This is a genomic window from Agrobacterium sp. CFBP 3001 (assembly GCF_027871605.1).
GTDB classification, from domain to species: domain Bacteria; phylum Pseudomonadota; class Alphaproteobacteria; order Rhizobiales; family Rhizobiaceae; genus Agrobacterium; species Agrobacterium leguminum.
In genome coordinates, this window is the sequence record NZ_JAQAHD010000010.1 from 1 (window position 1) to 22,339 (window position 22,339).

At 60.6% G+C, this 22,339-nt stretch carries 20 protein-coding genes; 9 read left to right on the forward strand and 11 right to left on the reverse strand.

What is annotated here, in order from left to right; genetic code table 11:
* Window positions 1-397 precede the first annotated feature (397 nt).
* The 3 genes from PH605_RS13925 to PH605_RS13935 all read left to right on the forward strand — a co-directional run bounded on the left by PH605_RS13925 (window position 398) and on the right by PH605_RS13935 (window position 3,159).
* Window positions 398-1,114 carry a ParA family protein gene (locus tag PH605_RS13925; protein ID WP_142845258.1) on the forward strand — a complete coding sequence of 239 codons (717 nt, stop codon included), beginning with the start codon at window positions 398-400 and terminating at the stop codon, window positions 1,112-1,114.
* 145 nt (window positions 1,115-1,259) lie between these two features.
* The gene (locus PH605_RS13930) at window positions 1,260-1,907 is read left to right on the forward strand and encodes a TetR/AcrR family transcriptional regulator (RefSeq protein WP_142845259.1); all 648 of its coding nucleotides are present in this window, start codon (window positions 1,260-1,262) and stop codon (window positions 1,905-1,907) included.
* 46 nt (window positions 1,908-1,953) lie between these two features.
* Window positions 1,954-3,159, forward strand: coding sequence for an MFS transporter (locus tag PH605_RS13935; RefSeq protein WP_193559578.1), 1,206 nt, complete (start codon window positions 1,954-1,956; stop codon window positions 3,157-3,159).
* A gap of 68 nt (window positions 3,160-3,227) precedes the next feature.
* Here PH605_RS13935 and PH605_RS13940 read toward each other — a convergent pair whose 3' ends face one another.
* The gene (locus tag PH605_RS13940; RefSeq protein WP_065655792.1) at window positions 3,228-4,616 is read right to left on the reverse strand and encodes a L,D-transpeptidase family protein; all 1,389 of its coding nucleotides are present in this window, start codon (window positions 4,614-4,616) and stop codon (window positions 3,228-3,230) included.
* Window positions 4,617-4,772: 156 nt separating this feature from the next.
* Here PH605_RS13940 and PH605_RS13945 point away from each other — a divergent pair, with 156 nt between their 5' ends.
* From PH605_RS13945 to PH605_RS13955, 3 genes are all read left to right on the forward strand, one after another.
* Entirely contained in the window at window positions 4,773-5,606 is an 834-nt protein-coding gene (locus PH605_RS13945) for an aldose 1-epimerase family protein (protein WP_142845261.1), read from the forward strand.
* 117 nt (window positions 5,607-5,723) lie between these two features.
* Window positions 5,724-6,062 (forward strand): TIGR01244 family sulfur transferase, encoded by a 339-nt coding sequence (locus tag PH605_RS13950; protein WP_003522797.1) that lies wholly within the window; start codon window positions 5,724-5,726, stop codon window positions 6,060-6,062.
* A 48-nt stretch (window positions 6,063-6,110) separates the two neighbouring features.
* Window positions 6,111-6,452 carry a RidA family protein gene (locus PH605_RS13955; protein WP_003494829.1) on the forward strand — a complete coding sequence of 114 codons (342 nt, stop codon included), beginning with the start codon at window positions 6,111-6,113 and terminating at the stop codon, window positions 6,450-6,452.
* Between the two features lie 269 nt (window positions 6,453-6,721).
* Here the strand turns inward: PH605_RS13955 and PH605_RS13960 are convergent, their stop codons facing one another.
* The 4 genes from PH605_RS13960 to PH605_RS13975 all read right to left on the reverse strand — a co-directional run bounded on the left by PH605_RS13960 (window position 6,722) and on the right by PH605_RS13975 (window position 11,652).
* The gene (locus tag PH605_RS13960; protein ID WP_065655795.1) at window positions 6,722-7,486 is read right to left on the reverse strand and encodes a HugZ family pyridoxamine 5'-phosphate oxidase; all 765 of its coding nucleotides are present in this window, start codon (window positions 7,484-7,486) and stop codon (window positions 6,722-6,724) included.
* Between the two features lie 67 nt (window positions 7,487-7,553).
* A complete protein-coding gene (locus tag PH605_RS13965; RefSeq protein WP_161987900.1) occupies window positions 7,554-9,221 on the reverse strand; it encodes a thiamine pyrophosphate-binding protein in 1,668 nt (555 codons plus the stop codon).
* Window positions 9,218-10,420: a CaiB/BaiF CoA transferase family protein gene (locus PH605_RS13970; protein WP_142845263.1), complete on the reverse strand. Its 1,203-nt coding sequence runs from the start codon at window positions 10,418-10,420 to the stop codon at window positions 9,218-9,220. Before PH605_RS13970 ends, PH605_RS13965 begins: the two co-directional genes overlap by 4 nt.
* A gap of 251 nt (window positions 10,421-10,671) precedes the next feature.
* Window positions 10,672-11,652: an alpha/beta fold hydrolase gene (locus PH605_RS13975; RefSeq protein WP_161987901.1), complete on the reverse strand. Its 981-nt coding sequence runs from the start codon at window positions 11,650-11,652 to the stop codon at window positions 10,672-10,674.
* 147 nt (window positions 11,653-11,799) lie between these two features.
* Between PH605_RS13975 and ettA the strand changes: the two genes are divergently transcribed.
* From ettA to metF, 3 genes are all read left to right on the forward strand, one after another.
* Window positions 11,800-13,449: an energy-dependent translational throttle protein EttA gene (ettA, locus tag PH605_RS13980; RefSeq protein WP_142845265.1), complete on the forward strand. Its 1,650-nt coding sequence runs from the start codon at window positions 11,800-11,802 to the stop codon at window positions 13,447-13,449.
* Between the two features lie 160 nt (window positions 13,450-13,609).
* Window positions 13,610-14,623: an ArsR/SmtB family transcription factor gene (locus PH605_RS13985; RefSeq protein ID WP_142845266.1), complete on the forward strand. Its 1,014-nt coding sequence runs from the start codon at window positions 13,610-13,612 to the stop codon at window positions 14,621-14,623.
* Between the two features lies 1 nt (window position 14,624).
* Window positions 14,625-15,518: a methylenetetrahydrofolate reductase [NAD(P)H] gene (gene metF, locus PH605_RS13990; protein WP_003522177.1), complete on the forward strand. Its 894-nt coding sequence runs from the start codon at window positions 14,625-14,627 to the stop codon at window positions 15,516-15,518.
* Between the two features lie 466 nt (window positions 15,519-15,984).
* On the opposite strand, the gene PH605_RS13995 is transcribed toward metF, so the two are convergent.
* From PH605_RS13995 to PH605_RS14020, 6 genes are all read right to left on the reverse strand, one after another.
* Window positions 15,985-17,211, reverse strand: a complete 1,227-nt coding sequence (locus tag PH605_RS13995; protein ID WP_142845267.1) for a lytic murein transglycosylase — start codon at window positions 17,209-17,211, stop codon at window positions 15,985-15,987.
* A 122-nt stretch (window positions 17,212-17,333) separates the two neighbouring features.
* Window positions 17,334-18,113, reverse strand: coding sequence for a glycoside hydrolase family 25 protein (locus PH605_RS14000; RefSeq protein WP_161987902.1), 780 nt, complete (start codon window positions 18,111-18,113; stop codon window positions 17,334-17,336).
* Window positions 18,114-18,307: 194 nt separating this feature from the next.
* A complete protein-coding gene (locus tag PH605_RS14005) occupies window positions 18,308-19,027 on the reverse strand; it encodes a class I SAM-dependent methyltransferase (protein WP_161987903.1) in 720 nt (239 codons plus the stop codon).
* Window positions 19,024-20,274 (reverse strand): DUF3419 family protein, encoded by a 1,251-nt coding sequence (locus tag PH605_RS14010; RefSeq protein ID WP_142845269.1) that lies wholly within the window; start codon window positions 20,272-20,274, stop codon window positions 19,024-19,026. The genes PH605_RS14005 and PH605_RS14010 overlap by 4 nt, the downstream gene beginning before the upstream one ends.
* A gap of 199 nt (window positions 20,275-20,473) precedes the next feature.
* A complete protein-coding gene (locus tag PH605_RS14015; RefSeq protein ID WP_142845270.1) occupies window positions 20,474-21,559 on the reverse strand; it encodes a lytic transglycosylase domain-containing protein in 1,086 nt (361 codons plus the stop codon).
* A gap of 136 nt (window positions 21,560-21,695) precedes the next feature.
* Complete coding sequence (locus tag PH605_RS14020; RefSeq protein WP_142845271.1) at window positions 21,696-22,331, reverse strand: LysE family translocator; 636 nt, start codon at window positions 22,329-22,331, stop codon at window positions 21,696-21,698.
* Between the last annotated feature and the right edge of the window lie 8 nt (window positions 22,332-22,339).

The following is a 22,339-nucleotide window of genomic DNA, read 5'->3' on the forward strand; positions in this document are numbered from 1 at the left end:
GGAGACCCGGGCTCATCCACGGGATCAATGTCCCCAGGGGGGATCGGTCTTCCATCCGCCACCGCACAAGCGACAATAGCACAGCGCGGCGAAATCAAGTTACAAGGGGGCAAGCTCTCGGTCTCTCGCTGACGTTGCCCCCTCATCCGACCCTTCGGGCCACCTTCTCCCCGGTGGGAAGAAGAAACGAGTGGCAACGTCGTGCCCTGCACGGGGAGCGAGCCACGTACGATCTCTAATTCATGAAGCCCGCGACGAACCGGTCGCGGGCTTTTCGTTGCGCGGCATAACGGTTCTTAGCCTTTTCTTAACCAAGTTCGTTAAGGTTATGGAAAGCACCATGAATTGCTTCGGTGCGTGAATGAGCATGAAACGGCTCTGACCAACAGGGGGTGTCATGTCAGTCATCACTTTCGCCAATACCAAGGGCGGTGCCGGAAAAACGACAGCAGTGCTGCTTCTGGCAACCGAACTGGCCCGCAGCGGTCACCGCGTGACGGTTCTGGACGCCGATCCGCAATTGTGGATTTCCCGCTGGCACGACTTGTCCGGCGAGATCGAGAATCTCTCGGTGATTTCGCATGTGACGATGGCTTCGCTTGAAGGCCATATTCGCGAGAATAAAACCAATACCGACTGTTTCATCATCGACCTGCCGGGTGCGAAAAGCCCGCTGTTGACCATGGCGCTCGGTATTTCCGATCAAGTGCTGATCCCGGTTCAAGGTTCAGCCATGGATGCGCGCGGCGCTGCCGAAGTTCTGGATCACATCGAATTCCTGAACCGCAAGATGGGCAAGGCTATCGCCCATTCAATCGTACTGACACGGGTGAATGCCATGGTGGCGACGCGCTCCCTGCTGCTGGTCAAAATGCTGCTGGCGGAAAAGAACGTCTCGGTGCTCAATACGCCGATTGTCGAGAGAGCGGCCTATCGCGATATTTTCGATTATGGTGGTACGCTCCTCTGTCTCGATAAGGACAAGGTCAGCAATATCGACAAGGCGGTGGAGAACGCGAAAGCCTTCGCCACCGAAGTTGTCGGCCTGCTGCCGAAACGTCTTTTGCGGCTCGGCACGCAACCGGCTCGCCTTTTCACCCGCAAGGCCGCCTGAAACATTGATTTCGGCCTTCTATCCTTCTGCGGTCTTCATCACCGCAGACGGATGATGATGCCTTGGACCATTGGCGGCCGTTGAGCTTGTTCGGGCATCGGTCGACGTTTTTCCGTGCCGGTTTCATTATTCGCTTGATTTGGAAATGATCGTTTCCTATATTCCGGCCATGAGCAATATCAACCACACCAATTCACCGGAACAGCGCCATCGCGGCAGGCCGCGCGAGTTTGACGTCGACCGCGCGCTCGATGGGGCGATTCGGGTTTTTTCGCGACGCGGTTATCATGCCACTTCCGTCGGTGACCTTACCGATGCGATGGAACTGGCACAGGGTAGTCTTTACAAGGCTTTCAAGGACAAGAAAGCCATCTTCATCGCCACGATGGAACGCTACAGGATCGTGCAGACCGAGCGTTTCGAGGCGGCGGTAGCTGTTTTCGATACCGGTTATGAGCGCATTAGGGCAGGCCTGATGTTCTATGCGGAACGGTCGCATGGCGGTGTCGGTTCCGATGGATGTCTTGTGGTTGGTGCTGCTGCCGATCTGGCGGCTCTGGATGACGATATTGCAATCGTGGTCGAGCGGGCGGTGAAGGCGAGGGAGCGAATTGTCGCCCGCCTCGTTGCTGAAGGGCAGAAGGATGGTTCCGTGCGTTCGAAGGCCGATCCCGATGATCTCGCCCGGGCGATGCTGTGCATGATGTACGGCATGCGCGTGGTGGGAAAGACGGGGCGCAGCCTCAAAGACATGGTGGCCGTGGTGGATATTGCCATGAAGCTTGCCGAGTGATTTTGTGACTATTTAGGAAACAATTGTTTCCATATTGGAGAAAATGATGACGACGCGTGTAATTGAAGGGGATGATGTCGAGGCAACATCCATTTCCCCGGCCTTGACGTTCCTCTTGGCCACAGCCTGCGGACTGATTGCCGCCAATCTTTATTATGGCCAGCCGCTGGCCGGTATCATCGGGGCGGAACTTGGTCTTTCTGCCGGTGCGACGGGGCTGATCGTGACCCTGACCCAGATCGGTTATGGCATCGGTCTGCTGTTTGTCGTGCCGCTCGGCGATCTCGTTGAAAACCGCAAGCTGGTGGTCAGCGCCGTTGCGATGGCGGTGCTTTCCCTTGTGGCGGCAGCATTTGCGCCGCATGCGGCCCCGTTTCTGATTGCGGCCTTTCTGGTCGGCGTCAGTTCCGTGGCGGTGCAGGTCATCGTTCCCTATGCCGCCCACATGGCGCCGCATGCCATTCGCGGCCGGGTGGTCGGCAATGTCATGAGCGGGCTGATGGCCGGCATCATGCTGGCGCGCCCGGTTTCCAGCCTGCTGTCTGAAGTGGTCTCCTGGCGCGGTGTGTTTCTGACCTCGGCGGCCGTCATGGCGCTTCTTGCCGTGGTGCTTTTCCGGCTTCTGCCCGCCCGTATGCCCGATGCGCGGCTGAGCTACGGCGCATTGATGGCTTCGGTGGGCCGGCTGGCGCTGCACACGCCGATCCTGCGGCGGCGGGCGATCTATCACGCCTTCCTGTTTGCGGCCTTCAGCCTGTTCTGGACCACGACGCCGCTTTATCTGAGCGGACCGCATTTCAATCTGAGCCAGGGTGAGATCGCGCTTTTCGCGCTGGCCGGTGCGGCCGGCACCGTGGCCGCGCCGATTGCCGGGCGGATGGCGGACCGTGGCTGGACGCGTGCGGCCACCTTCTTTGCCCTGGTGGCGGTGGCGCTCTCCTTCGCCGTCACACATCTTGCGCCCGAAGGCTCGCATCTGGCGCTCGCCATTCTGGTCGTCGCCGCCATCGTTCTGGATTTCGGCGTCACCACCAATCTGGTGCTTGGCCAGCGTGCCATCTTCACGCTCGGAGCAGAATTCCGCAGCCGTTTGAACGGCATCTATATGGCGACGTTCTTCATGGGCGGCGCAATCGGTTCCGCCGTTGGCGGCTGGGCCTATGCAGTCGGCGAATGGCAAGCCGCCTCGTGGATCGGCTTCGCCTTGCCGGTGGCAGCCCTGCTTTATTTCCTCACGGAAAAACGCGACTGAAACGCCATTAAATGAAAAAAGCCCGGTGGACCAAACCGCCGGGCTTTTTCTTTTTCTTTCGGTCGATCCTATTCCGCGAATTCGACCACCACGCCGGGGCGGACCATTTTCGCCAGTTCGGTCGCATCCCAGTTGGTCAGGCGGATACAGCCGTGGCTGTTGGTCTTGCCGATCTTCGAGGGTTCCGGCGTGCCGTGAATGCCATAGGTCGGCTTCGACAGCGCAATCCAGACCGTGCCGACCGGGCCGTTCGGACCCGGCGGGATTTGCAGGATCTTGTCGTTCTGGCCCTGCTTGAAGTTGATCTTCGGATTATAGGTGTAGCCGGGATTGAGCGCTATGCGCTCCACCGTGTGCGTGCCGCTTGGCGAGGGCGTGTCCGTGGAACCGATGGTGGCCGGATAGGCGGCGATCAGATTGCCGTCCTGACCATAGGCGAAGACCTGCTTGATGCCCTTATGAGCGACGATGCGGGCAACCTGTCCCTTTTTCGTCTCGCCCGGATTGACGACCTTGATGATGGTGCCGGGAACGGAAAAATCGATGCCAGGGTTCAGTTCCTTCAGATAGTTCTCATCCATGTGAAAACGTTCGGCGAGCGCTTCCGAAGTCGAGGTGAAGGAGAGGGCAGGCAGCTGCGACTTCTCGGCATAGTCGTCCGGGATGGAGGCGACATAGGGGCCGGCGGCGTCGGCGGCGGTGATGGTGTAGTCGACGATCGGCATGCCGCCGGAAGCGCGCAGACGCTCCAGAATGTCATCGGAATTGTTGGGGTCGAGCTTCTCGCCGGTCATATCCTGCCAGGCGGCAATCGCCTTGTTGACGTTGTCGCCCATCTTGCCGTCGATAACGCCGGGCGAGATGCCTTCACGGTCGAGGAATGTCTGGAGCGCGACGATTTCTTGGCGCGAGCGATTGACCGGCGTTGTTACCGGCGTATGGCGCTCGATCAGGTGGTCCGGTTGCGGAACGGCGGCCGTGGTGCTTTCGCCCGGCATCGGCTGGCCGAGCGGCCCGCTTTCCACCGCACCGGGTGCGGGAACGGAGCCGGTATAGAAATTCTCGTCGGAACCGTCGCCGCGATATTCGCGGTAATCGCGCACGCTGCCATTGTCCTGATAGCCGTAGTCGCGTTGCGGCTCACGATACTGGCCGCCGGGAGCGGGCGGGTAATAGGTGGTGTCGCGCTGGCGTGCCTGTTGCCGCTCCTGGTAGCCGGAGGGCATTTCGGTGGCGAGGAGATTGCCGTACTGGTCGTAAAACACCGTGCGTCCCATGGAATCGCGGCTGATGACGATATCGCCGCGCTCCGGCATAAAGTCGAGCACACGACCGTCCGGGGTCACCAGCATCGTCTGCTGATCGCCATAACGCTGCTGCGCGCCAGCCTGTAGCGGGGCGATAGCTGCCGCCAGCGCGACTGTCAGACCCAGAGCTGCGTTAAGAAACTGTTTCACGATTCTGCTATCCCTTACTTGTTCACCGATAAACACACCGCAATCTTGACCCTATTGTGAAAAAGGTGAATTCGCGGTTAATGCAATCTTAATTTCCGTCACGGTTAGTAGCGTTTCCGTGAAGCATGCGTTTTCAGGGTCACAGGGAGGTTTATCTTGCGTTCGTTTCAGGCTGGCAGATCGCCACGCATTTTCCTCGATGAAACCTCCGTCTTCGATATCGGCTCCTGCGTCGTCGATGGCATCGACATCGCGCCCGGCCGCGCCATTCCCGACGATGGCGATGCGCGCATCGACCACTCGCTGGAAGGCTTTCTGTTCACCTGCGGCCCCGACCATATCCGCCATCCCGAGCCGATCGATGGCGACGGTGAGGGACGTCGATATCCGCTGCATGGGTCCTTTTCCTCGCATCCCGTGACGATCATTGCGTTCGATGTTCATGAGTCCAATGCATTGGCGCGCGTCGAGGTTCCCGTGAAGCTTGCCGATGGCGGCACGGCCCTTCTGGAACGGACATGGCTTATCGACGGGGAGAGCGGCGAGGTCAGCCTCGATGACCGGATCGTCAACACGTCCGAGCGGCCCATCCCGGTGTTCCTGATGTATCATATGAATGTCGGCGCGCGCCTGTTCGACGATGCCGTGCGACTTGAGGGCGCGATGTTGGACGGTGGCGGCCACGGCTGGCGTTTCGGCGAAGAGCCGGGCAATGTTTTCTGCGTTCCCGCCGGTGATGACGAGTGGGCGTCGCTTTCGCTCGGACCGATTGCGGCCATTGGCGGGAAAACGCTGACGGTGCGTTTTCGCACGCAAACACTGCCCTATCTGCAGATGTGGCGCAACCAGCAGGCGCCGGCCAATGTGCTCGGCATCGAGCCGGTATCGCATCGCTGGGTGGGACGGAGCGAGCTTGAGGCGGCCGGCGAGTTCAATATTCTCCAGCCGGGCGAAAGCCGTTCCTTTGGCCTGCGCTTTTCCATCCTCTGAGCCGTACCGAATGAAGATGCCCTGTCATTGACGCAGGGGGTTTGACCGCTTACATCGGATGCGGATTTCAAGGGTGACAGCCAGCGGCGCGGACGCCGGTTTCAGCGGAGGCATGACATGGATATCAGGCGCATAGACGACGAATATTCGGTAACGGGACAGATCAGCGTCGCCGATCTCGACGAGATCAAGGCGCTCGGCTTCAAGTCGATCGTCTGCCACCGCCCTGACGGCGAAGAAGACGGCCAGCCGCTTTTCGCCGATATTGCCGAGCGTGCCGAGCAGCTTGGCCTCACCATCATGCATGTGCCGGTTGGCCGTTACGGCGTCGATGCCGATGCCGTTGCCGGCATGGTGGATGCGCTGGACGAATTGCAGCGCCCGATGCTCGGCTATTGCCGTTCCGGCGCGCGCTCGACGGCGATTTACGAAAAGACCCATCACCTGCGCGGCTGATTTTCCGCGCATCGTTCTATTTTAAATGCCAATCAACAGGAGTTTTCCATGACCATCAAGCGTATCGAGCCGGGCAAGCGCATGAGCGGCGCCGTCGTTCACGGCAACACCGTTTATCTGGCCGGCCAGGTTGGCGAAGGCACGAGCGTTACGGAACAGAGCAAGTCTGCTCTCGCTGAAGTCGACCGCCTGCTGGCCGCTGCCGGTTCGGACAAGTCGAAGATCCTGCAGACCATCATCTATCTCTCCGACATGTCCACCTTCGGCGAAATGAACGCCGTCTGGGAAGGCTGGATCGACCCGGCAAACCCGCCGGCCCGCGCCACCAGCGGCGCACCATTGGCGACGCCGGACTACAAGGTTGAGTTCATCGTGACCGCTGCTCTCTGAGCATCCGTCTGAGTTTTTAAGAAAAGGCCGGGTCGCGGAAAGCGGCCCGGCCTTTTTTGATGGGATGGGGTCAAAAACTCTCCCCGTCATGCCGGGCTTGACCCGCCATCCAGCCACGGCGTGTCTGCGCCGTGAAGAGAGTCTTTCGCGATCAAGGACTTGATCGCGCTGGACCCCGGATCTAGTCCGGGGTGACGGCGCGGCGTGGCGACATGGCCACAAAATCCCAAGTAGAAGTAATTTTCATGTTTTTGAATCGCTTGCGTCCGTCACCTCACCGGCGAAGCAAGCGCCTTCTCAAACTGCTTCAACGTCGTCACCCGCTCCGCAAACCACAGCCTGGCCAGATCGCTCGCCGAGGCGAGATCGATGCCATCCGGGTCGATGGAGGTTATCGTCCAGCGGCCAGTTTTTGCGCCGGCCAGAACGGCGAGCCGGGACGCTTCGCCCTTGATGGCGTTGAGGCGGGTCGCTTCGCTTTCCGCCGCCGCCATCAGTTCGTCTGCGCCTGAGAGATTGGTGCGCAGATCGGCCGGGGTGATGTTGCTGGCATTGCGGGCCGGGCCGCCATTGATCTGCACACCTTCCGTCCGCAACCGGTAAAGCCGCGTGTCGGGAAGGGAGAGATAAAGTTTCGCTTTGGGGTAGCGGGCAATGTAGCGCGCGATGGCGAGCGGCGCTTCATCCGGGCCGATTTGTTCCGCCTTGCCCACCATTGTCAGCCGCGGCAGCGTCAGCGCATCTCCCTTGCCGAAGGGGGCGAGCGTCAGCGAGATGCGCGCGTCCGCCTCCATGTTGCGGGCGTGCAGCGTCAGCCCCGCCGCGAAGAAAAACGGCGTGCCGTCCGGCTCGATGCCGATATTGGTGGCGGTCGTATAGGGATAACCGCTGACCGGATCGAGGGTCGCAAGCGCTGCCGCGCGGGAAGTGTGCAAGACGTCCCGGGCCACGCGCACGGCCTCGAAAGGCGCACCGGCCGAGGACTCGATCTTTGCGCCGCGCGGGGTGATGACGGGAGAGGCTGCATCCGGCATGTCGTTTCCTAAGCTGTGAGTTTCAGTCAGGATTTACACCATGCCGGAGCCGTGTCCATGCGTCATATCAGCTTCCGGTCCTGATCTGCGTCAGGGTACGCGTCGGCGTGATCGCTTCGGCATCCAGCTTTACCTCGATAATGGCCGGCTTGCCGCTTGCCCGCGCCCGTTCGAAAGCGGCGGCGAAGTCTTGCGTTCTTTCCACCGTTTCGCCGTGGCCGCCATAGGCTTTGGCAAAGGCGTTGAAATCCGGATTGACAAGATCGGTGCCGCTGACGCGGCCGGGATATTCCCGCTCCTGATGCATGCGGATCGTGCCATAGGTGCCGTTATTGACCAGTACGGTGATGATCGGCAGACCATAACGCACAGCGGTGATGAATTCCTGCCCATGCATCATGAAACAGCCGTCGCCGGCAAAGCAGATCACCTCACGCTCGGGGAACAGATGCTTGGCCGCGACCGCCGCCGGCAGGCCGTAACCCATCGAACCTGATGTCGGGGCCGATTGCGTATTGTAGCGACGGAAACGGTGGAAGCGATGGACCCAGGTGGCATAGTTGCCGGCGCCATTGGTGAAGATCGCATCCTGGGGCACATTGGCCTCGATCCAGTCCATGATCGGACCCATCTGCACCGCGCCGGGGCCGGTCTGAGGCGGGGTGGACCAGCTGCGATAGGCCGCATGCATGGCGGCGGTGCGATCCGCCCATGCCGCACTGCCGGAAACTGTGATGGAGGAGAGGACGGCGATAAAATCGTCCGGTGCGGCGCAGATTGCCAGATCGGGACGGTAAACGCGGCCAAGCTCTTCGGCTTCCGGATAAATATGGACGAGTTTCTGCGACGGGTAGGGGATGTCGAGCAGCGTATAGCCGGAAGACGGCATTTCGGAGAGGCGGCCGCCGAGCAGCACCACGAGATCGGCCTCCTTGATCTCCTTGGCCAGCGCCGGGTTGATGCCGATGCCGACATCGCCCGCATAGGAGGGGCTCAGATGATCGAACAGCATCTGGCGGCGGAAGGAACAGCCGACAGGCAGCTTGTTGTTTTCCGCAAATGCCTTGAAGCCTGCGACGCTTTCCTCGGACCAGCGGGTGCCGCCGATGATGAAGACCGGGCGCTTCGCCTCGCCAAGCATTTTTGCGAAGGCGGCCATCTGTGACGGGCCGGGGTGCGCTTCGACTGGAGTATAGGGCTTTGCTTCGGGCGCTTCGACCTCTTCCACCAGCATGTCTTCCGGCAGCGTCAGCACCACCGGGCCGGGGCGGCCGGAGGTGGCGACGGCGAAGGCGCGGGTGACGAATTCGGGGATGCGGCGCGCATCGTCAATCTCACCCACCCATTTGGCGAATTCGGTGAAGGCGCGGCGATATTCCACTTCCTGAAAGGCCTCGCGCTCGCGGGCGTCGCGCTGCACCTGGCCGATGAAGAGGATCATTGGAATGGAATCCTGCCTTGCGATGTGCAGGCCCGCCGAGGCGTTGGTGGCGCCCGGTCCGCGGGTCACCATGCAGATGCCGGGTTCACCCGTCAGCCGGCCCCAGGTGTCGGCCATCATGGCGGCGCCGCCTTCCTGGCGGCAGACCACGGTTTCGATGCCGCTTTCATAAAGCGCATCCAGCACGGCGAGATAGCTTTCGCCCGGAACGCAGGAAACGCGGGAGACGCCATTGGCCTTCAGCGCTTCGACGATCAATTGCCCGCCTGTTCTTTTCATTCCGGCTGCAGTCATGGCGTCGTGGTCCTTTCGATGTTTTCCAGTTCGGCCAGCACCTGCGCCTGATGTTCGCCGAGCTTGGGGCTCGGGCGTTCATAGCGCAGCGGCGTTTGCGACATGATAATGGGTGTGCGGACCCCGGGGATGACAGTGCCGTCTTCCGCCTCCAGATCGACGCGAAGGCCGCGCGCCTTCACCTGCGGATCGGCAAACATTTCCTCGATGGAATTGATCGGTCCGGCGGGGACGGCGTTCTTTTCGCAGGCGGTCAGAAGATCGCGCTTCTGCCATTTCAGCGTTTCGGTGGAAACGATCTGCCGGACTTCCGCTTTATGGGCCACGCGGGCCTTGTTCGTCGCGTAACGTTCGTCATCGGCAATCGCACCGATGCCGAGAATGGTGCAGAGGCGGCGGAACTGGCCGTCATTGCCGACCGCCAGGATCAGGAAACCGTCAGCCGTCGGCACCACCTCATAGGGGGAAATATTCGGATGGGCGTTGCCGAGCCGGACGGGCGGCTTGCCGGAAATCAGGTAATTCATGTTCTGGTTGGCGAGCACGGCCGATTGCACATCGAGAAGCGCCATGTCGATATGCTGGCCTTCGCCGGTGCGGATGGCGTGGATCAGCGCCGCCTGAATGGCTGACACGGAATAGATGCCGGTGAAGATATCGGCAACCGCCACGCCCGCCTTCATCGGCTGGCCGTCGGCTTCGCCGGTAATCGACATGAAGCCGGACATGCCCTGCACGATATAGTCGTATCCGGCGAGATCGGCATAAGGCCCGGTCTGGCCGAAGCCAGTGATGGAGCAATAGATCAGCTTCGGATTGAGCGCCTTCAGGCTCTCGTAGTCGAGGCCATATTTGGCAAGCCCGCCGCGCTTGAAATTCTCGATGACGACATCGGCGGTGCGCACCAGCCGGCGCACCAGCTCGCAGCCCTCGGGCGTTTTCAGATCGGCGACGATGGAGCGTTTGCCGCGATTGGTGGCGTGGTAATAGGCGGCGGAGAGGTTTTCTCCATCGTCGCTTTCGACGAAAGGCGGTCCCCATGCGCGGGTATCGTCGCCGCCCTCGGGGTTTTCCACCTTGATGACATCGGCGCCCATATCGGCCAGTATCTGCCCTGCCCAGGGACCGGCCAGAACACGCGCCAGTTCGATGACGCGGATGCCCGATAGCGGCGGTTTCCTGTTTGGCATGTCGGTCATCGGTCCCCCGGTATTTTGTGTCTGCCGGTTTATAGACCGCTGCTTGCCTCGTCGCATGTGATTTTATCTCATGGACTTATTCCGTTTTGGAACGGCACTAAACTGGGGCTGACACGGCAGCTTCGACATTCGGTGTTTTGAGAGTCTCCTAATTCCGTCATTCCGGCCTTGAGCCGGAATCCAGCCAGCCCAAGTCATTGGGCTGAAAAGACTCTTCTCGCCGCGCAGACGCGCGTCGGCTGGATTCCGGCTCAAGGCCGGAATGACGGGGAGGGCGTTTTACTGTCATCCACGACGCGGCCGCACCAGGCGGCAAAATCCGCCGCGACGGGCTGCCAGCCGATTTCGTTCAAAGTCTCGTGCCGCATGCCCTTGTAGATCGTGTGCTCAACATGGCTGAAACCTGCCTCGCGGAAACGCTCCGCCAGCCAGACGATCTCCTTGCCGTCATTGGTGGCTTTGTCCTGATCGCCGCTAACAAGCAGAAGCGGTAAGGTTTTTGGCAGGCGCTCGATGAGTTTCGGTGCGCGATAGGAGAGTTCGAAGACATCCTGCCACAGGGAAACGCTCGCCTCGAACTGGCAGAGCGGGTCCTCCACATACGCGTCCACAGCCGCCCTGTCGTGGCTCAGCCAGTCGGCATGGGTGCGCCTTTCCGGCATTTTCGCATTCCACACGCGGAAGGTCGCCTTCGGCAGAATGGCGCTCGGCACATCCGAGCCCTTCAGCATCTTTTCGAGCCGCAACACGAGCTGCGCGAGACGGCCCATGAGGCCGGGATTGAGATTGGAATTCCAGATCGAGAGGCCATCGAAGGCATCCGGATGGCTGACGGCGGTGTTCAGCGCCACGAGGCCGCCCATGGAATTGCCGAACAGGATTACCGGCAGGCCGGGATGTCTTTCGCCGGCCATCCGGCGCATCGCCATGACATCGGCAACGACCTTTTTCGCGCCGTCCTTCCAGCCAAAACGGCCGAGAGGCGCGTCCGCCGCTCTCGTGCGGCCATGGCCGCGATGGTCGTGGGCGTAGACTTCGAAACCCTGCTTCGACATCACATCCGCGAGCCGGCGATAACGGCCCGCGTGGTCAACCAGCCCGTGGCAGATCATCAGCACGCCGCGCACAGTGGCAAGAGCGGAGGGCTGGTGGCGAAAGGCAATGGATGCGCCGGAGGGGGCTTCCAGCCTCTGAATACGGCTGAAGGCCAAGTCGTCGGTCGTTTCATTCATGATCGCGCCTGTCCTGCCATAACATCCCTTGTCATAATCATGGGGTCATAATCGTGCCAGAGGTTGCCCCAAGGTCCTATTTACCCTACATAGCGGCAAATTTCCCGATACGTACTCTTAAAAATCCGATGTGGAGCATTCGCTACAATGGCACGTCAATTCATCTATCACATGGCCGGGCTGAACAAGGCCTACGGTGCGAAGAAGGTTCTGGAGAACGTTCATCTCTCCTTCTACCCCGACGCCAAGATCGGTATCCTCGGCCCGAACGGCGCCGGTAAGTCGACTGTTCTGAAAATCATGGCCGGCCTCGACAAGGAATATACCGGTGAGGCGTGGCTCGCCGAAGGCGCGACGCTCGGTTATCTCGAGCAGGAGCCGAAGCTCGACGAAAACAAGACCGTGATGGAAAATGTCATGGAAGGTGTAGCGAGCAAGACGGCCATCGTCGACCGCTACAACGAACTGATGATGAACTATTCCGACGAAACGGCGGATGAGGGCGCAAAGCTTCAGGACATGATCGACAGCCAGAACCTCTGGGATCTGGAAAATCAGGTCGAAATGGCCATGGACGCCCTGCGCTGCCCGCCCGGCGATTCGCCCGTGACCGGCCTTTCGGGTGGTGAGCGTCGCCGCGTGGCGCTTTGCCGTCTGCTGCTGTCGCAGCCGGACCTGCTGCTGCTCGACGAACCGACCAACCACCTGGATGCCGAAACCATCGCATGGCTCGAAAAGCACCTGCGCGACTATCCCGGCGCCGTGATGATGATCACCCACGACCGCTACTTCCTCGACAACGTCACGGGCTGGATTCTCGAGCTCGACCGTGGCCGCGGCATTCCTTACGAAGGCAATTACTCCGCTTACCTGCAGGCGAAAGCCAAGCGCATGCAGCAGGAAGCCCGCGAAGACGCCTCGCGCCAGAAGGCAATCAGCCGCGAACAGGAATGGATCGCCTCCAGCCCCAAGGCCCGCCAGACGAAGTCCAAGGCACGTATCAAGGCCTATGACGAGCTGGTGGAAGCAGCGGAAAACCGTCGTCCCGGCGATGCGCAGATCGTTATCCCGGTTGCCGAGCGTCTCGGTCGCGTCGTCATCGAAGCCGACAACCTGACGAAGTCCTATGGCGACCGCGTGCTGATCGAAAACCTGTCCTTCAAGCTGCCCCCCGGCGGTATTGTAGGCGTCATCGGCCCGAACGGCGCCGGTAAGACGACGCTGTTCAAGATGATTACCGGCCAGGAAAAGCCTGATAGTGGCTCCGTGACCGTTGGTGATACCGTTCAGCTCGGTTACGTCGACCAGAGCCGTGACGCGCTGGCGGGTGACAAGACCGTGTGGGAAGAAATCTCCGGCGGCAACGACATCATCAAGCTCGGCAAGTTCGAAGTGAACTCGCGCGCCTATTGCGGCGCCTTCAACTTCAAGGGCGGCGACCAGCAGCAGAAGGTCGGCAATCTCTCGGGCGGTCAGCGTAACCGCGTGCACCTCGCCAAGATGCTGAAGGCCGGCGGCAACGTTCTGCTGCTCGACGAACCGACCAACGACCTTGATACGGAAACGCTGGCAGCACTTGAAGAAGCGCTGGAAGCCTTTGCCGGTTGCGCCGTTATCATCAGCCACGACCGCATGTTCCTCGACCGTCTGGCCACGCACATCCTCGCTTTCGAGGGTGACAGCCATGTGGAATGGTTCGAAGGCAACTTCGAAGACTACGAAAAGGACAAGGTCCGCCGCCTCGGCCCGGAAAGCATCAAGCCCGGCCGCGTGAGCTACAAGCGCCTGACGCGCTGATCCTTTTCCGGATCCCTTCAGAAAGGCCCGCCGCAAAGCGGGCCTTTTTCCGTGTAATAAGTGGACACGATCGCCTCACCGAACACTTTGCGCTTGCATCGAACACCACATCGACATAAAGATATCTTTATATCTTGATTAGCTTGCGAGGCGCGGCAGAGTGGCGTTCGGTCTGGACAAATTGGTGGATCTTCTGAAGGCGTCGGGTGAGCCGACGCGCTTTCGCTTGCTGGCGCTTCTTTCGGCCGGCGATCTGACTGTCACCGATCTTACCGAAATTCTCGGCCAGTCGCAGCCGCGCATCTCCCGTCACCTCAAGCTTCTGACGGAAGAGGGGCTGATCGAGCGTTATCAGGAAGGCGCCTGGGCCTATTTCCGCTTGCGGCAGGATGGTGAGCCTGCGGGCGTCGTCCAGCAGCTGCTTGGCGCTGCGTCGCCGTCTGACGCGGTTCTCCAGCGTGACAGCGAACGGCTTGCCACCGTCAAGCGGGTGCGGGCGGAGCGGGCGCAGGATTATTTCAGCCGCAACGCCTCCGCCTGGGACGAGCTGCGCCGCCTGCATGTCAGCGACGAGGCCGTGGAAGGCGCGCTCCTGAAGCTGGTGGGCACCACGCCGGTCGATTCGCTGCTCGACCTCGGTACGGGCACCGGCCGCATCCTGCAGCTTCTGAGCGGTATCTATCGCCGCGCAATCGGTGTGGATGCCAGCCGTGACATGCTCTCGGTGGCGCGTGCCAATCTCGACAAGGCGGGCGTGGTCAATGCATCCGTGCGCCATGGCGATATTCTCAACCTGCCGCTGGAAGGCCAGGATTTCGATCTGATCGTCATCCATCAGGTCCTGCATTTTCTCGACCAGCCGGAGATTGCGCTTTCCGAGGCCGCGCGCATGCTGCGCCCCGGCGGGCGGCTGATCGTTATCGATCTTGCGCCGCATTCCTTCGAATATCTGCGCGACGAGCATGCGCATGTGCGGCTCGGTTTCTCGCATCCGCTGATGGAAGAGTGGCTGAAGAAGGCCGGACTTTCTCTGGAGCGCGCTGTCGATCTTCATTCTGAAAAAGCGTCCGACGAAGCTCTGGATGTTACGATTTGGGTTGCCCGTGACCAGCGGCTGCTGATGGCAGACGATGTGGTGCAAGAGGCCGTTTTACTTGCTGCCGGGAGGGCATGATATGTTGAGGTCGGAAACCGCGCGCCGTGATGGCGATATCCGGTTGTCTTTCGAGTTTTTCCCGCCCAAGAATCCCGAGATGGAAACCCAACTCTGGGAAACGGTTGCCGAGCTGAAGAAATGGAACCCGGATTTCGTGTCCGTCACCTATGGCGCCGGCGGTTCCACCAAGGCGCCGACGCTGGATGCGGTGCGCCGGATGATCGGCGACAGCCATCTGGCGACCGCCGCGCATCTGACCTGCGTGGATGCCAGCCGTGAGGACGTGCATCAGGTCATTGAAGAATTTCGCAACGCCGGCGTTCGTCATTTCGTGGCGCTGCGCGGCGATCCCTCCACGGGCATCGGCACGGCCTACAAGCCGCATCCGGAAGGGTATGAGAACGCCGCCGCTCTGGTGAAGGGACTGCGTGAAATTGCCGATTTCGAGATTTCCGTGTCGGCCTATCCGGAAAAACACCCGGAAAGCGCAAGCGAAGCGGTCGATATCGATATGCTGAAGCGCAAGGCGGATAATGGCGCGACGCGGGCGCTGACGCAGTTCTTCTTCGATAATGACGTGTTCGAACGCTATATGGAGCGGGTGACGGCTGCGGGCATCACCATTCCGGTGGTTCCGGGCATCATGCCGATCCAGAACCTCACCCAGCTCAAGCGTTTCGCCGGCCGCTGCGGCACCAGCATTCCCGGTTTTCTGGATGAGCGTTTCGAAGGTTATGACGACGATCTGGAAGGTCGCGCCCGCGTGGCCGCGGAGGTTGCCGCCGAGCAAATCGCCGATCTGCAGCGGCGTGGCGTCAATGAATTCCATCTCTACACCATGAACCGCGCGCCGCTGGTCGATGCGGTGCTTGAAAATCTCGGGCTGGAGCGTCTGCGCCGCAGCGCCGCCTGATTTTACCATAGCGGATTACCGACATGAAAAAAGCGCAGGTCCCTCAGGGCCTGCGCTTTTTAAACTCGTGTCATCTACGGTTCTTCTCTGCGTTTGGTCTTCACGTCTCGTCAGATGAAAAGCATCATCGCTACGAACAAAAACGCCAAACCGACTGCCAAGGCATTGAGAGATTTTGTAAGTCCCATGGGTGCCTCCTCTTGTTGACAGGTTCGATAATATGACCGTTTTGTGGCAGTTGAAAAGCGGTTTTTGTGATGCAGTGCAGCACGTCTCTGAACGGCATAAAAAAGAAATTTCTGTAATTATTTGAAAATAAAAGATTATTTTCTTATCACGCAGTGCTTCATATGTTTAAAAAAAGTAAATGACCGGGGTGTTATCCCCAGTCATCAGGTCGAGATTAACGCTTTATGCCTTGATTCCGTCCGACAGATTAAGGGCCGGAAGGCGCCGTTAAGATTGCTTACAGCGCCTGCAGAAGTGCGGTCGAAGGCCAGCCATCGGCGGGCAGTCCGAGACGCTGCTGCTCCTTCTGGATGGCGACGCGGGTGCCGGAACCGAGAATACCATCCACCTTGCCGACATTGTGTCCGCGCGCTTCAAGCTTGGTCTGAAGCTCCTTCATGGTCGCATCATCGAAACCGGGCTCCGGGTTGCCCTTGTTGTAGACGGGAGAGCCCATGAGGCGGGTGGCGAAATAGGCGGCCGAGGTCGTGTAGATGAACGACTGGTTCCATTCGAGATAGATGTTGAAGTTCGGATAGGTGATGAAGGTCGGTCCCTTGCGTCCCTGCGGCATGATGAGGGCTGCGGGCAGGGTGGCGAAGTTTCTGTTGCCGTCGCGCGGGGTGACGCCCAGCGCGAACCAGTCACCCGCGGTCAGCGGACCGCCGAGGCCGGATTTTTCCCAGGGCAGGTTTTCCGGCAGCGAGACTTCCTGAATCCAGGGTTCGCCCTTCTTGAAACCGAGATGCTGGATGAACTTCGCAGCCGTCAGGATCGCATCCGGGGCGCTGCTCTTGACGTTGATGTGGCCGTCGCCATCCCCGTCGACGCCGAAGGCGATGATGTCCTTGGGCAGCATCTGCACCTGACCGATTTCACCGGCCCATGCGCCGGTATTGGTGGCGGGATCGAGATCGCCGTGCTGGACCATTTCGATCAGCGCCAGCAGCTGCGGGCGGAAGAGTTCCGGGCGGCGGCAATCATGCGAGAGGGTCACCAGCGCGTTGCGGGTGTTGAAATCGCCCTGAACGGCGCCGAAATCCGTCTCCATGGCCCAGAAGGCGGCGATGACGCCGGCCGGAACACCGAATTCGTTTTCGGCGCGGGCGAAGGTGGAGGAGAGTTCCTGAAGTTTCTTGCGGCCGATATCCAGACGGGCCTGGCTGACGGTGCGCTGGGAGAATTCCAGGAAGGTCTGGCGGAAGACGCCCTGTGCACGGTCACGCGAGAGCACCTTCGGGTCGATCTGCGCGCCGGCAAGCGCCTTCTGGATCGCATCGGCCGGAATGCCCTTGGCAAGTGCGTCGGCTTTCACGCCTTCGAGAAATGCACCGAGGTCGCCGCCGCAGGCAACCTGCTTGGGATCGTCAGGCGCGGCCACTGGCGGTGTGGCGAGGGCGGAGCCGGTGGAAAGAAGCGACAAAGCGGCGGCAAAAACGATGCTGCGCGACCGGAACGTGGGCATGGGAATTTCCTCGATAGGTTGTTAGCCCGCTTTACCCATATGTTTGCGACAAAAAAACGGACCGAATGATCTGACGTTGCAGAACAACGCCGATTTTTCAAAAGTGTTGCTTCTTGGCCCTGTTATTTGGCGGAAGCAATCCATTTCCGCCAGTTTTTCTCCGTTCCGGCAAAGACATTGATGTCGGTCGGACCCTTCACGCCGGGCACGACGCCGGTTGCAGTATATTGCCAGAAGGCCCATTTGCGGTCTTCGTAAATCTTGGCCGGATGGGCGGCGACGGAGCGGACCCAGAAGTGGTAATCCTTGAACTGGCCGACGAGATTGTCGCGGTGAAAGTCGACCGAGGTATAGATGATCGGACGCTTGCCATAGTGGGCTTCGATGCGGTCTAGGAACCGCTGCATCTCGGCGCGAACGATGCCGGGTGCCGGGCGCGTCTTGCAGGTGGGCGAGGCCGGGTTCCATTCCACGTCGAGAACCGGGGGAAGGGTGACGGCCTCTTTCGGCACGTTGCGAATGAACCAGTCGGCCTGGGCGTCTGCTGTCGAACAGAAATAATAGAAGTGGTAGGGCGCGTGCAGAACATCTGCCGCCGCCGCGCTGCGCCAATGGTCGCCGAATTTGGGATCGATGCGGTCCGATCCCTCCGTCGCCTTGATGAAGACGAAGGACACGCCTGATTTGCGCACGGTCGGCCAGTCGACATCGCCATTCCATTTGGACACGTCGATGCCGTGCACCTCATGGCGGTGCGGGTTGTTCGTGCCGAAATCCTGCGGATCGGTATCGGAAAATTTCGGCTTGGAAACGGATGCGGTTTCCAGCAGGTCATAGCTGGTGGAGGTGCAGCCGCCGATCAACAGCAAAGCCGACAATAGTGCCGAAAAACGCAGCCGCATTGGAACCCTGATGATTATTGTTGCCCATCCCGCGGCCGCAAAACGGCGCGCCGTATCTCCCGATTTACCCATAACATGGTAAACAAATCGATATGGCAAGGGGGCGCGTGTCTTTTGCACCTCGCAAGCCGCTGGATTTCAAGCGATTTGCGGTTTTAGTACGGAGCTTCGGCTTGGAGGGAGCCTTCCGGGAATCAGGCGTCGGCCAATATGCGGTGAACCTTCGGCTGATGCGCTTCGGCAACTGGAAGCGTGATGACAGCCCGCCAGGCATAACCACGGGCGATTTCCTCGAATTCGAGATTACCGTCAAAACGGCCGGCCATATTGGCCAGAACATAGCGGAGATTGGCGCGGGGCGTGACGTGGAAACGGGTAAGCCAGGCTTGCAGAAGGGTGCGGAACCACTTCGGCAATTGTTCCTGCTGGCCGAAATCGACGATATGCAGCGAGCCGCCGGGTTTCAGCGCCGTGAGCGCCTGTTCGATCGCCTTTTCCCAGTCGGGTATCATCGACAGCGCATAGGGGATCATGACGCGGTCGAAGCCGTCGGGCTGGCCGAATTCGGAGGCGCGAAAAGCAGTGGCATCGGCCACCCGCAGAATGGGGCGTTCCGCCTTGCCGGCGAAATTTTCGGCTGCGGTCAGCAGCATTTCGGCGGAGATGTCGAGGCCGAACAGTCTCGCCTGCGGAAACTTGCGGCTGGCCAGCAGCAGGTTGCGGCCGGTGCCGCAGCCGACTTCCAGGAGCGTGCCGCCCTTCGGCACGTCGAGGCCGGAAATGGTCCGGTCACGGCCGAGAAGGTAATATTTGCGGGTGATATCGTAGATATGCCGCTGGTGGCGATACATGCGGTCCATCAGGCTCGCATGCGCGCTATCTGCAAGGCCCACATTCTCGCCGATGGTTTTCATGCCATAGCCCTCTGATAGATATGGAAGCCGCCGTAGATAGCCGAACGGTCCATGGCGTTGAGCTCATTGGAGCGCTCTTCGAGATAGACCCACTGGTTGCGGATATCGGGCGAAAGCCGGCCTTCGATGACGCTCTTTTCGGCCGCGGTGCGGAAAATGACGCGCGCACTGGGCGCGGCGGTGCGGCTGATCTGCGACCACAATTCGTTGAGCTGCGTGTCGGTCATCCAGTCCTGCGCATCGAGGAGGATATAACGGTCGACGGCGCTTGCCGGCTTTCTGGAGAGAAGCTCGGTATAGGTGGCGTGGTGAACCGCGACGCGGGCCGTGTTGTTGCGGATCGTCTCGTAATATTCCGGTTTGAGATAGGCGGGCAGCGCGCCCTCATGCGGTTCGGGATAACGGCGCGCAAAGGCCTGCCAGGCGAAATAATTGTCGCTGAGCGGGAAGTTGCAGGCGAGCTTTTCCAGCCGCTCCTTGAGCACAGATGCAACCGTGCCATTTGCGGAAAGGCTGGCCAACTCGTCATATTGGCGAGGCGGAATGCCGAGGCCGAACAGCGAGCTTTTGCGCTTCGTCAGCCATCGCACCACCGGCTTGTCGAACAACGGCGCCACCTTGCTGTCGAAAAACTGGCGCTGTTCGTCCAGCGTGCGGGTCTTGGCCATTTCGGTGAGCTTTACGCCGTGCAGCCGGGCCATGAGATGGCCGGCGCCGATGAAGCGGCCGAGCAGGCCGGTGCGATAGATATTCCTGTCGAAGACAGCGATGCGGCGGCGGCCGGAAAGGGTGCGCTTCGACCAGTAAGCCTTGGTCGTGGCGTCGAGATGCTCGGCGATGAAGCGGTCGTAACCGCGGCTGTTGCTGCGCGTATTGGCGCGGCCGAAGTGGCGCACCACGTCCTGATGGGCGGGCAGATGGCGGAAGGCGGCGAGCTTCAGCTTGTTCAGCGCGATGTGGTGCGGGTTGAGGTCCACGACATCGATGCTGGCCGGATTGCGGGAGAGATAGGCCAGCATGTTGCAGCCGCCCGAGCCGATGGTGACGATGCGGTGACCTTCGCCGAGCTCCATCGCTTCCATGTCGATTTCCGGGTCTTCCCATATCTGCGGATAGACGAGGCCGGAAAAGAGGACGCCGAAGAAGCGCTCGGACAGACCGCTTTTGGAGAGTGCCTTGTGCTGGAGCAATGCGGACTTCAGTTTCGTGTTCTTGCTGAAGCCGGTCTTGGGTGCCGCACTCGTCATATGTTCACCTCTCAGTCGATTGAGAGGCGTCTACAGCCGTGACACTACAATTTGATGACAGGGGCTGTGGGCAAAGGCGGGGAATAGGGGTGTCGGTGGAAAACCAGCCCGCGCCGCCCAATCAGGATGATAAAATGAAAACACCCGGCGGCTTAAGAAAAGCCGCTCCGTTGCATTCGCATAACAGAGCCGGAGGCAATCACTTGCGCAAAACGTGCAGCATGCCCTTGCGCTTGGCGTCGTAGTAATAGCCACGCGCATAAAGCCGGACGGCGTTGTCGCGGTCGTTGCCGGCCACAACCCATGCGCCGCGCAGATATTTGACGGCGTATTTGAGGTTGGTTTCCGCATCGAAAAGGCCGGAGGCGGGGCCATCGAAGCCCATGGAGCGGGCCGTGGCGTGGCGGATCTGCATCAGGCCGAAATTGCCGCTGCTATAGGCGCCGGGGTTATATCGGCTTTCGCGCTGCACGACGCGGTGAACCAGATCTTCCGGCACATCATACATGGTGGCGTATTTGGTAATAAGGCCGCTCAGCTTTTCGCGTCCGGCCGGCGCGGAATTGAGCGGCGCCGTCATCGATTCGTTCTGGCGGATGGCGGCCAGCGCGGCATTGGTGGGGCCGGCGGCATAGGCTAGAACCGTGCTGTCCGGCTTCGGCAGCGGAATGACTTTGCGTTCCGCCGTCAGTTCGGTGCCGATGGAGGGCGAGCCGGGCGGCGGCGGTGCGGGCGGGAAGCTGCCCTTGACGGCAACCACCTGCGGCAGATCGGCGGCGGCATTATGGGCAGCCGGCTTGGCCGCCACGTCAGCCGTTTCGATGGCTGCGGCCGCCGGAGTGGCGCTTGTCGGTGCCAGCGCCGTGGCCGTGGTCGGCGCAGATGTCGTCACACCAGCTTGGGCGACCTCGTTCTGCTGCGGCTGCATCTGGGCGGCGATGGCTGCGGCTGCAGCAATTTCGGAAGCCGGCGGCAGCGCCACGCGTCCGCCCTTGACGGCGACTGCGGTGGGAAGTGCTGCAAGCTGGGAAGGGGTTGCGGTTTCGGCGGTCTGCACCGTTGCTGCTGCTACCGGGGTCGCGCCCGCTGCTGCTTCGGCCGTTGCCGGCTGCGCCGATGTCTGCGCAGGAGTGGTCGCGGGATTGACTGTTGCGATCTTCGGGCCGTTCGGCCCTTCCTTGGCGGTATATTCGACGCTGGTGCATGCGCTCAATGCCAGTGCCAGACCCACGGTGGAAGACAGAAGAAGTGCACTTCTTCCGCGGAATTTTCCCGAATTTCGCATGTTGCCGCCTTCGTTATGCCTGTCTTTCGATACCCCCGCGTCGAGCGAAGCAGGCAGTGTCCCGTCGCGCCTTCATTAACCTATTGTAAGGATAGCGGCAAGCCGGGACGTTTCTCCCCGGCTTTCGGGCGGTTTTTCAGGCCGCGATGCGCCTGTATCCGGCGCTGACGGCGCGGCCGGAAATGAAGTGGGTGCGGTATTTAGGCCGGATTTTTTTATCGCCCGACATGCGGCGCACCATCGCCAGAGTAGGCCCGGCAAACAGCGCCTGCGCGGTCAGAATCACCAGCGCCAGAAGCAGGATGGCGGCCTGCGCCATGGCAAGCGTTTCAATTGCTTTGCCGGAGGCGGACACGAATTGCGGCAGCAACGCCAGAAAGAAAGCGAAGTAGCGCGGGCGCAGGGCGGCAATAGCGTAACAATCGCGGAAAATACCGCTCCAGGATTTGCCCGGCAGGTTGTCATTATCGGCATTGGCGGCCTGGGCGGCCGGCGTGGCGAAGGTCCACAGGAGGAACAGCATCAGCCAGCCGATGCCGGCCCATTGCACGATTTCCACGAAGGATTGCGGCAGCCAGGCGAGACCGGCCACCGGAATGGCGGAAATCGTCATGGCCGTGACAATGCCGAGCGCGCCGCCGATGACGGAGGCGAAGACCGTCTTTTTGCCGCGAATGGCGGCATAGGAGGCGACAGAAAATACAAGGGGAGAGGGGAGTGCGAACACAACGGCACATGCTGCACAAAAAATCAGCCAGGCCTGTCCAGACATTCTCTTCC

What these genes read in the sequence shown, in the direction of transcription:
- PH605_RS14015 (WP_142845270.1), bottom strand. Translation starts at nt 21,559, where the DNA reads ATGCGAAATTCGGGAAAATTCCGCGGAAGAAGTGCACTTCTTCTGTCT.
- PH605_RS14020 (WP_142845271.1), bottom strand. Translation starts at nt 22,331, where the DNA reads ATGTCTGGACAGGCCTGGCTGATTTTTTGTGCAGCATGTGCCGTTGTG.
- PH605_RS14010 (WP_142845269.1), bottom strand. Translation starts at nt 20,274, where the DNA reads ATGACGAGTGCGGCACCCAAGACCGGCTTCAGCAAGAACACGAAACTG.
- PH605_RS13965 (WP_161987900.1), bottom strand. Translation starts at nt 9,221, where the DNA reads ATGACTGCAGCCGGAATGAAAAGAACAGGCGGGCAATTGATCGTCGAA.
- PH605_RS13975 (WP_161987901.1), bottom strand. Translation starts at nt 11,652, where the DNA reads ATGAATGAAACGACCGACGACTTGGCCTTCAGCCGTATTCAGAGGCTG.
- PH605_RS13995 (WP_142845267.1), bottom strand. Translation starts at nt 17,211, where the DNA reads ATGCCCACGTTCCGGTCGCGCAGCATCGTTTTTGCCGCCGCTTTGTCG.
- PH605_RS13950 (WP_003522797.1), top strand. Translation starts at nt 5,724, where the DNA reads ATGGATATCAGGCGCATAGACGACGAATATTCGGTAACGGGACAGATC.
- metF (WP_003522177.1), top strand. Translation starts at nt 14,625, where the DNA reads ATGTTGAGGTCGGAAACCGCGCGCCGTGATGGCGATATCCGGTTGTCT.
- PH605_RS13960 (WP_065655795.1), bottom strand. Translation starts at nt 7,486, where the DNA reads ATGCCGGATGCAGCCTCTCCCGTCATCACCCCGCGCGGCGCAAAGATC.
- PH605_RS14005 (WP_161987903.1), bottom strand. Translation starts at nt 19,027, where the DNA reads ATGAAAACCATCGGCGAGAATGTGGGCCTTGCAGATAGCGCGCATGCG.
- ettA (WP_142845265.1), top strand. Translation starts at nt 11,800, where the DNA reads ATGGCACGTCAATTCATCTATCACATGGCCGGGCTGAACAAGGCCTAC.
- PH605_RS13935 (WP_193559578.1), top strand. Translation starts at nt 1,954, where the DNA reads ATGACGACGCGTGTAATTGAAGGGGATGATGTCGAGGCAACATCCATT.
- PH605_RS13930 (WP_142845259.1), top strand. Translation starts at nt 1,260, where the DNA reads ATGATCGTTTCCTATATTCCGGCCATGAGCAATATCAACCACACCAAT.
- PH605_RS13955 (WP_003494829.1), top strand. Translation starts at nt 6,111, where the DNA reads ATGACCATCAAGCGTATCGAGCCGGGCAAGCGCATGAGCGGCGCCGTC.
- PH605_RS13970 (WP_142845263.1), bottom strand. Translation starts at nt 10,420, where the DNA reads ATGACCGACATGCCAAACAGGAAACCGCCGCTATCGGGCATCCGCGTC.
- PH605_RS14000 (WP_161987902.1), bottom strand. Translation starts at nt 18,113, where the DNA reads ATGCGGCTGCGTTTTTCGGCACTATTGTCGGCTTTGCTGTTGATCGGC.
- PH605_RS13925 (WP_142845258.1), top strand. Translation starts at nt 398, where the DNA reads ATGTCAGTCATCACTTTCGCCAATACCAAGGGCGGTGCCGGAAAAACG.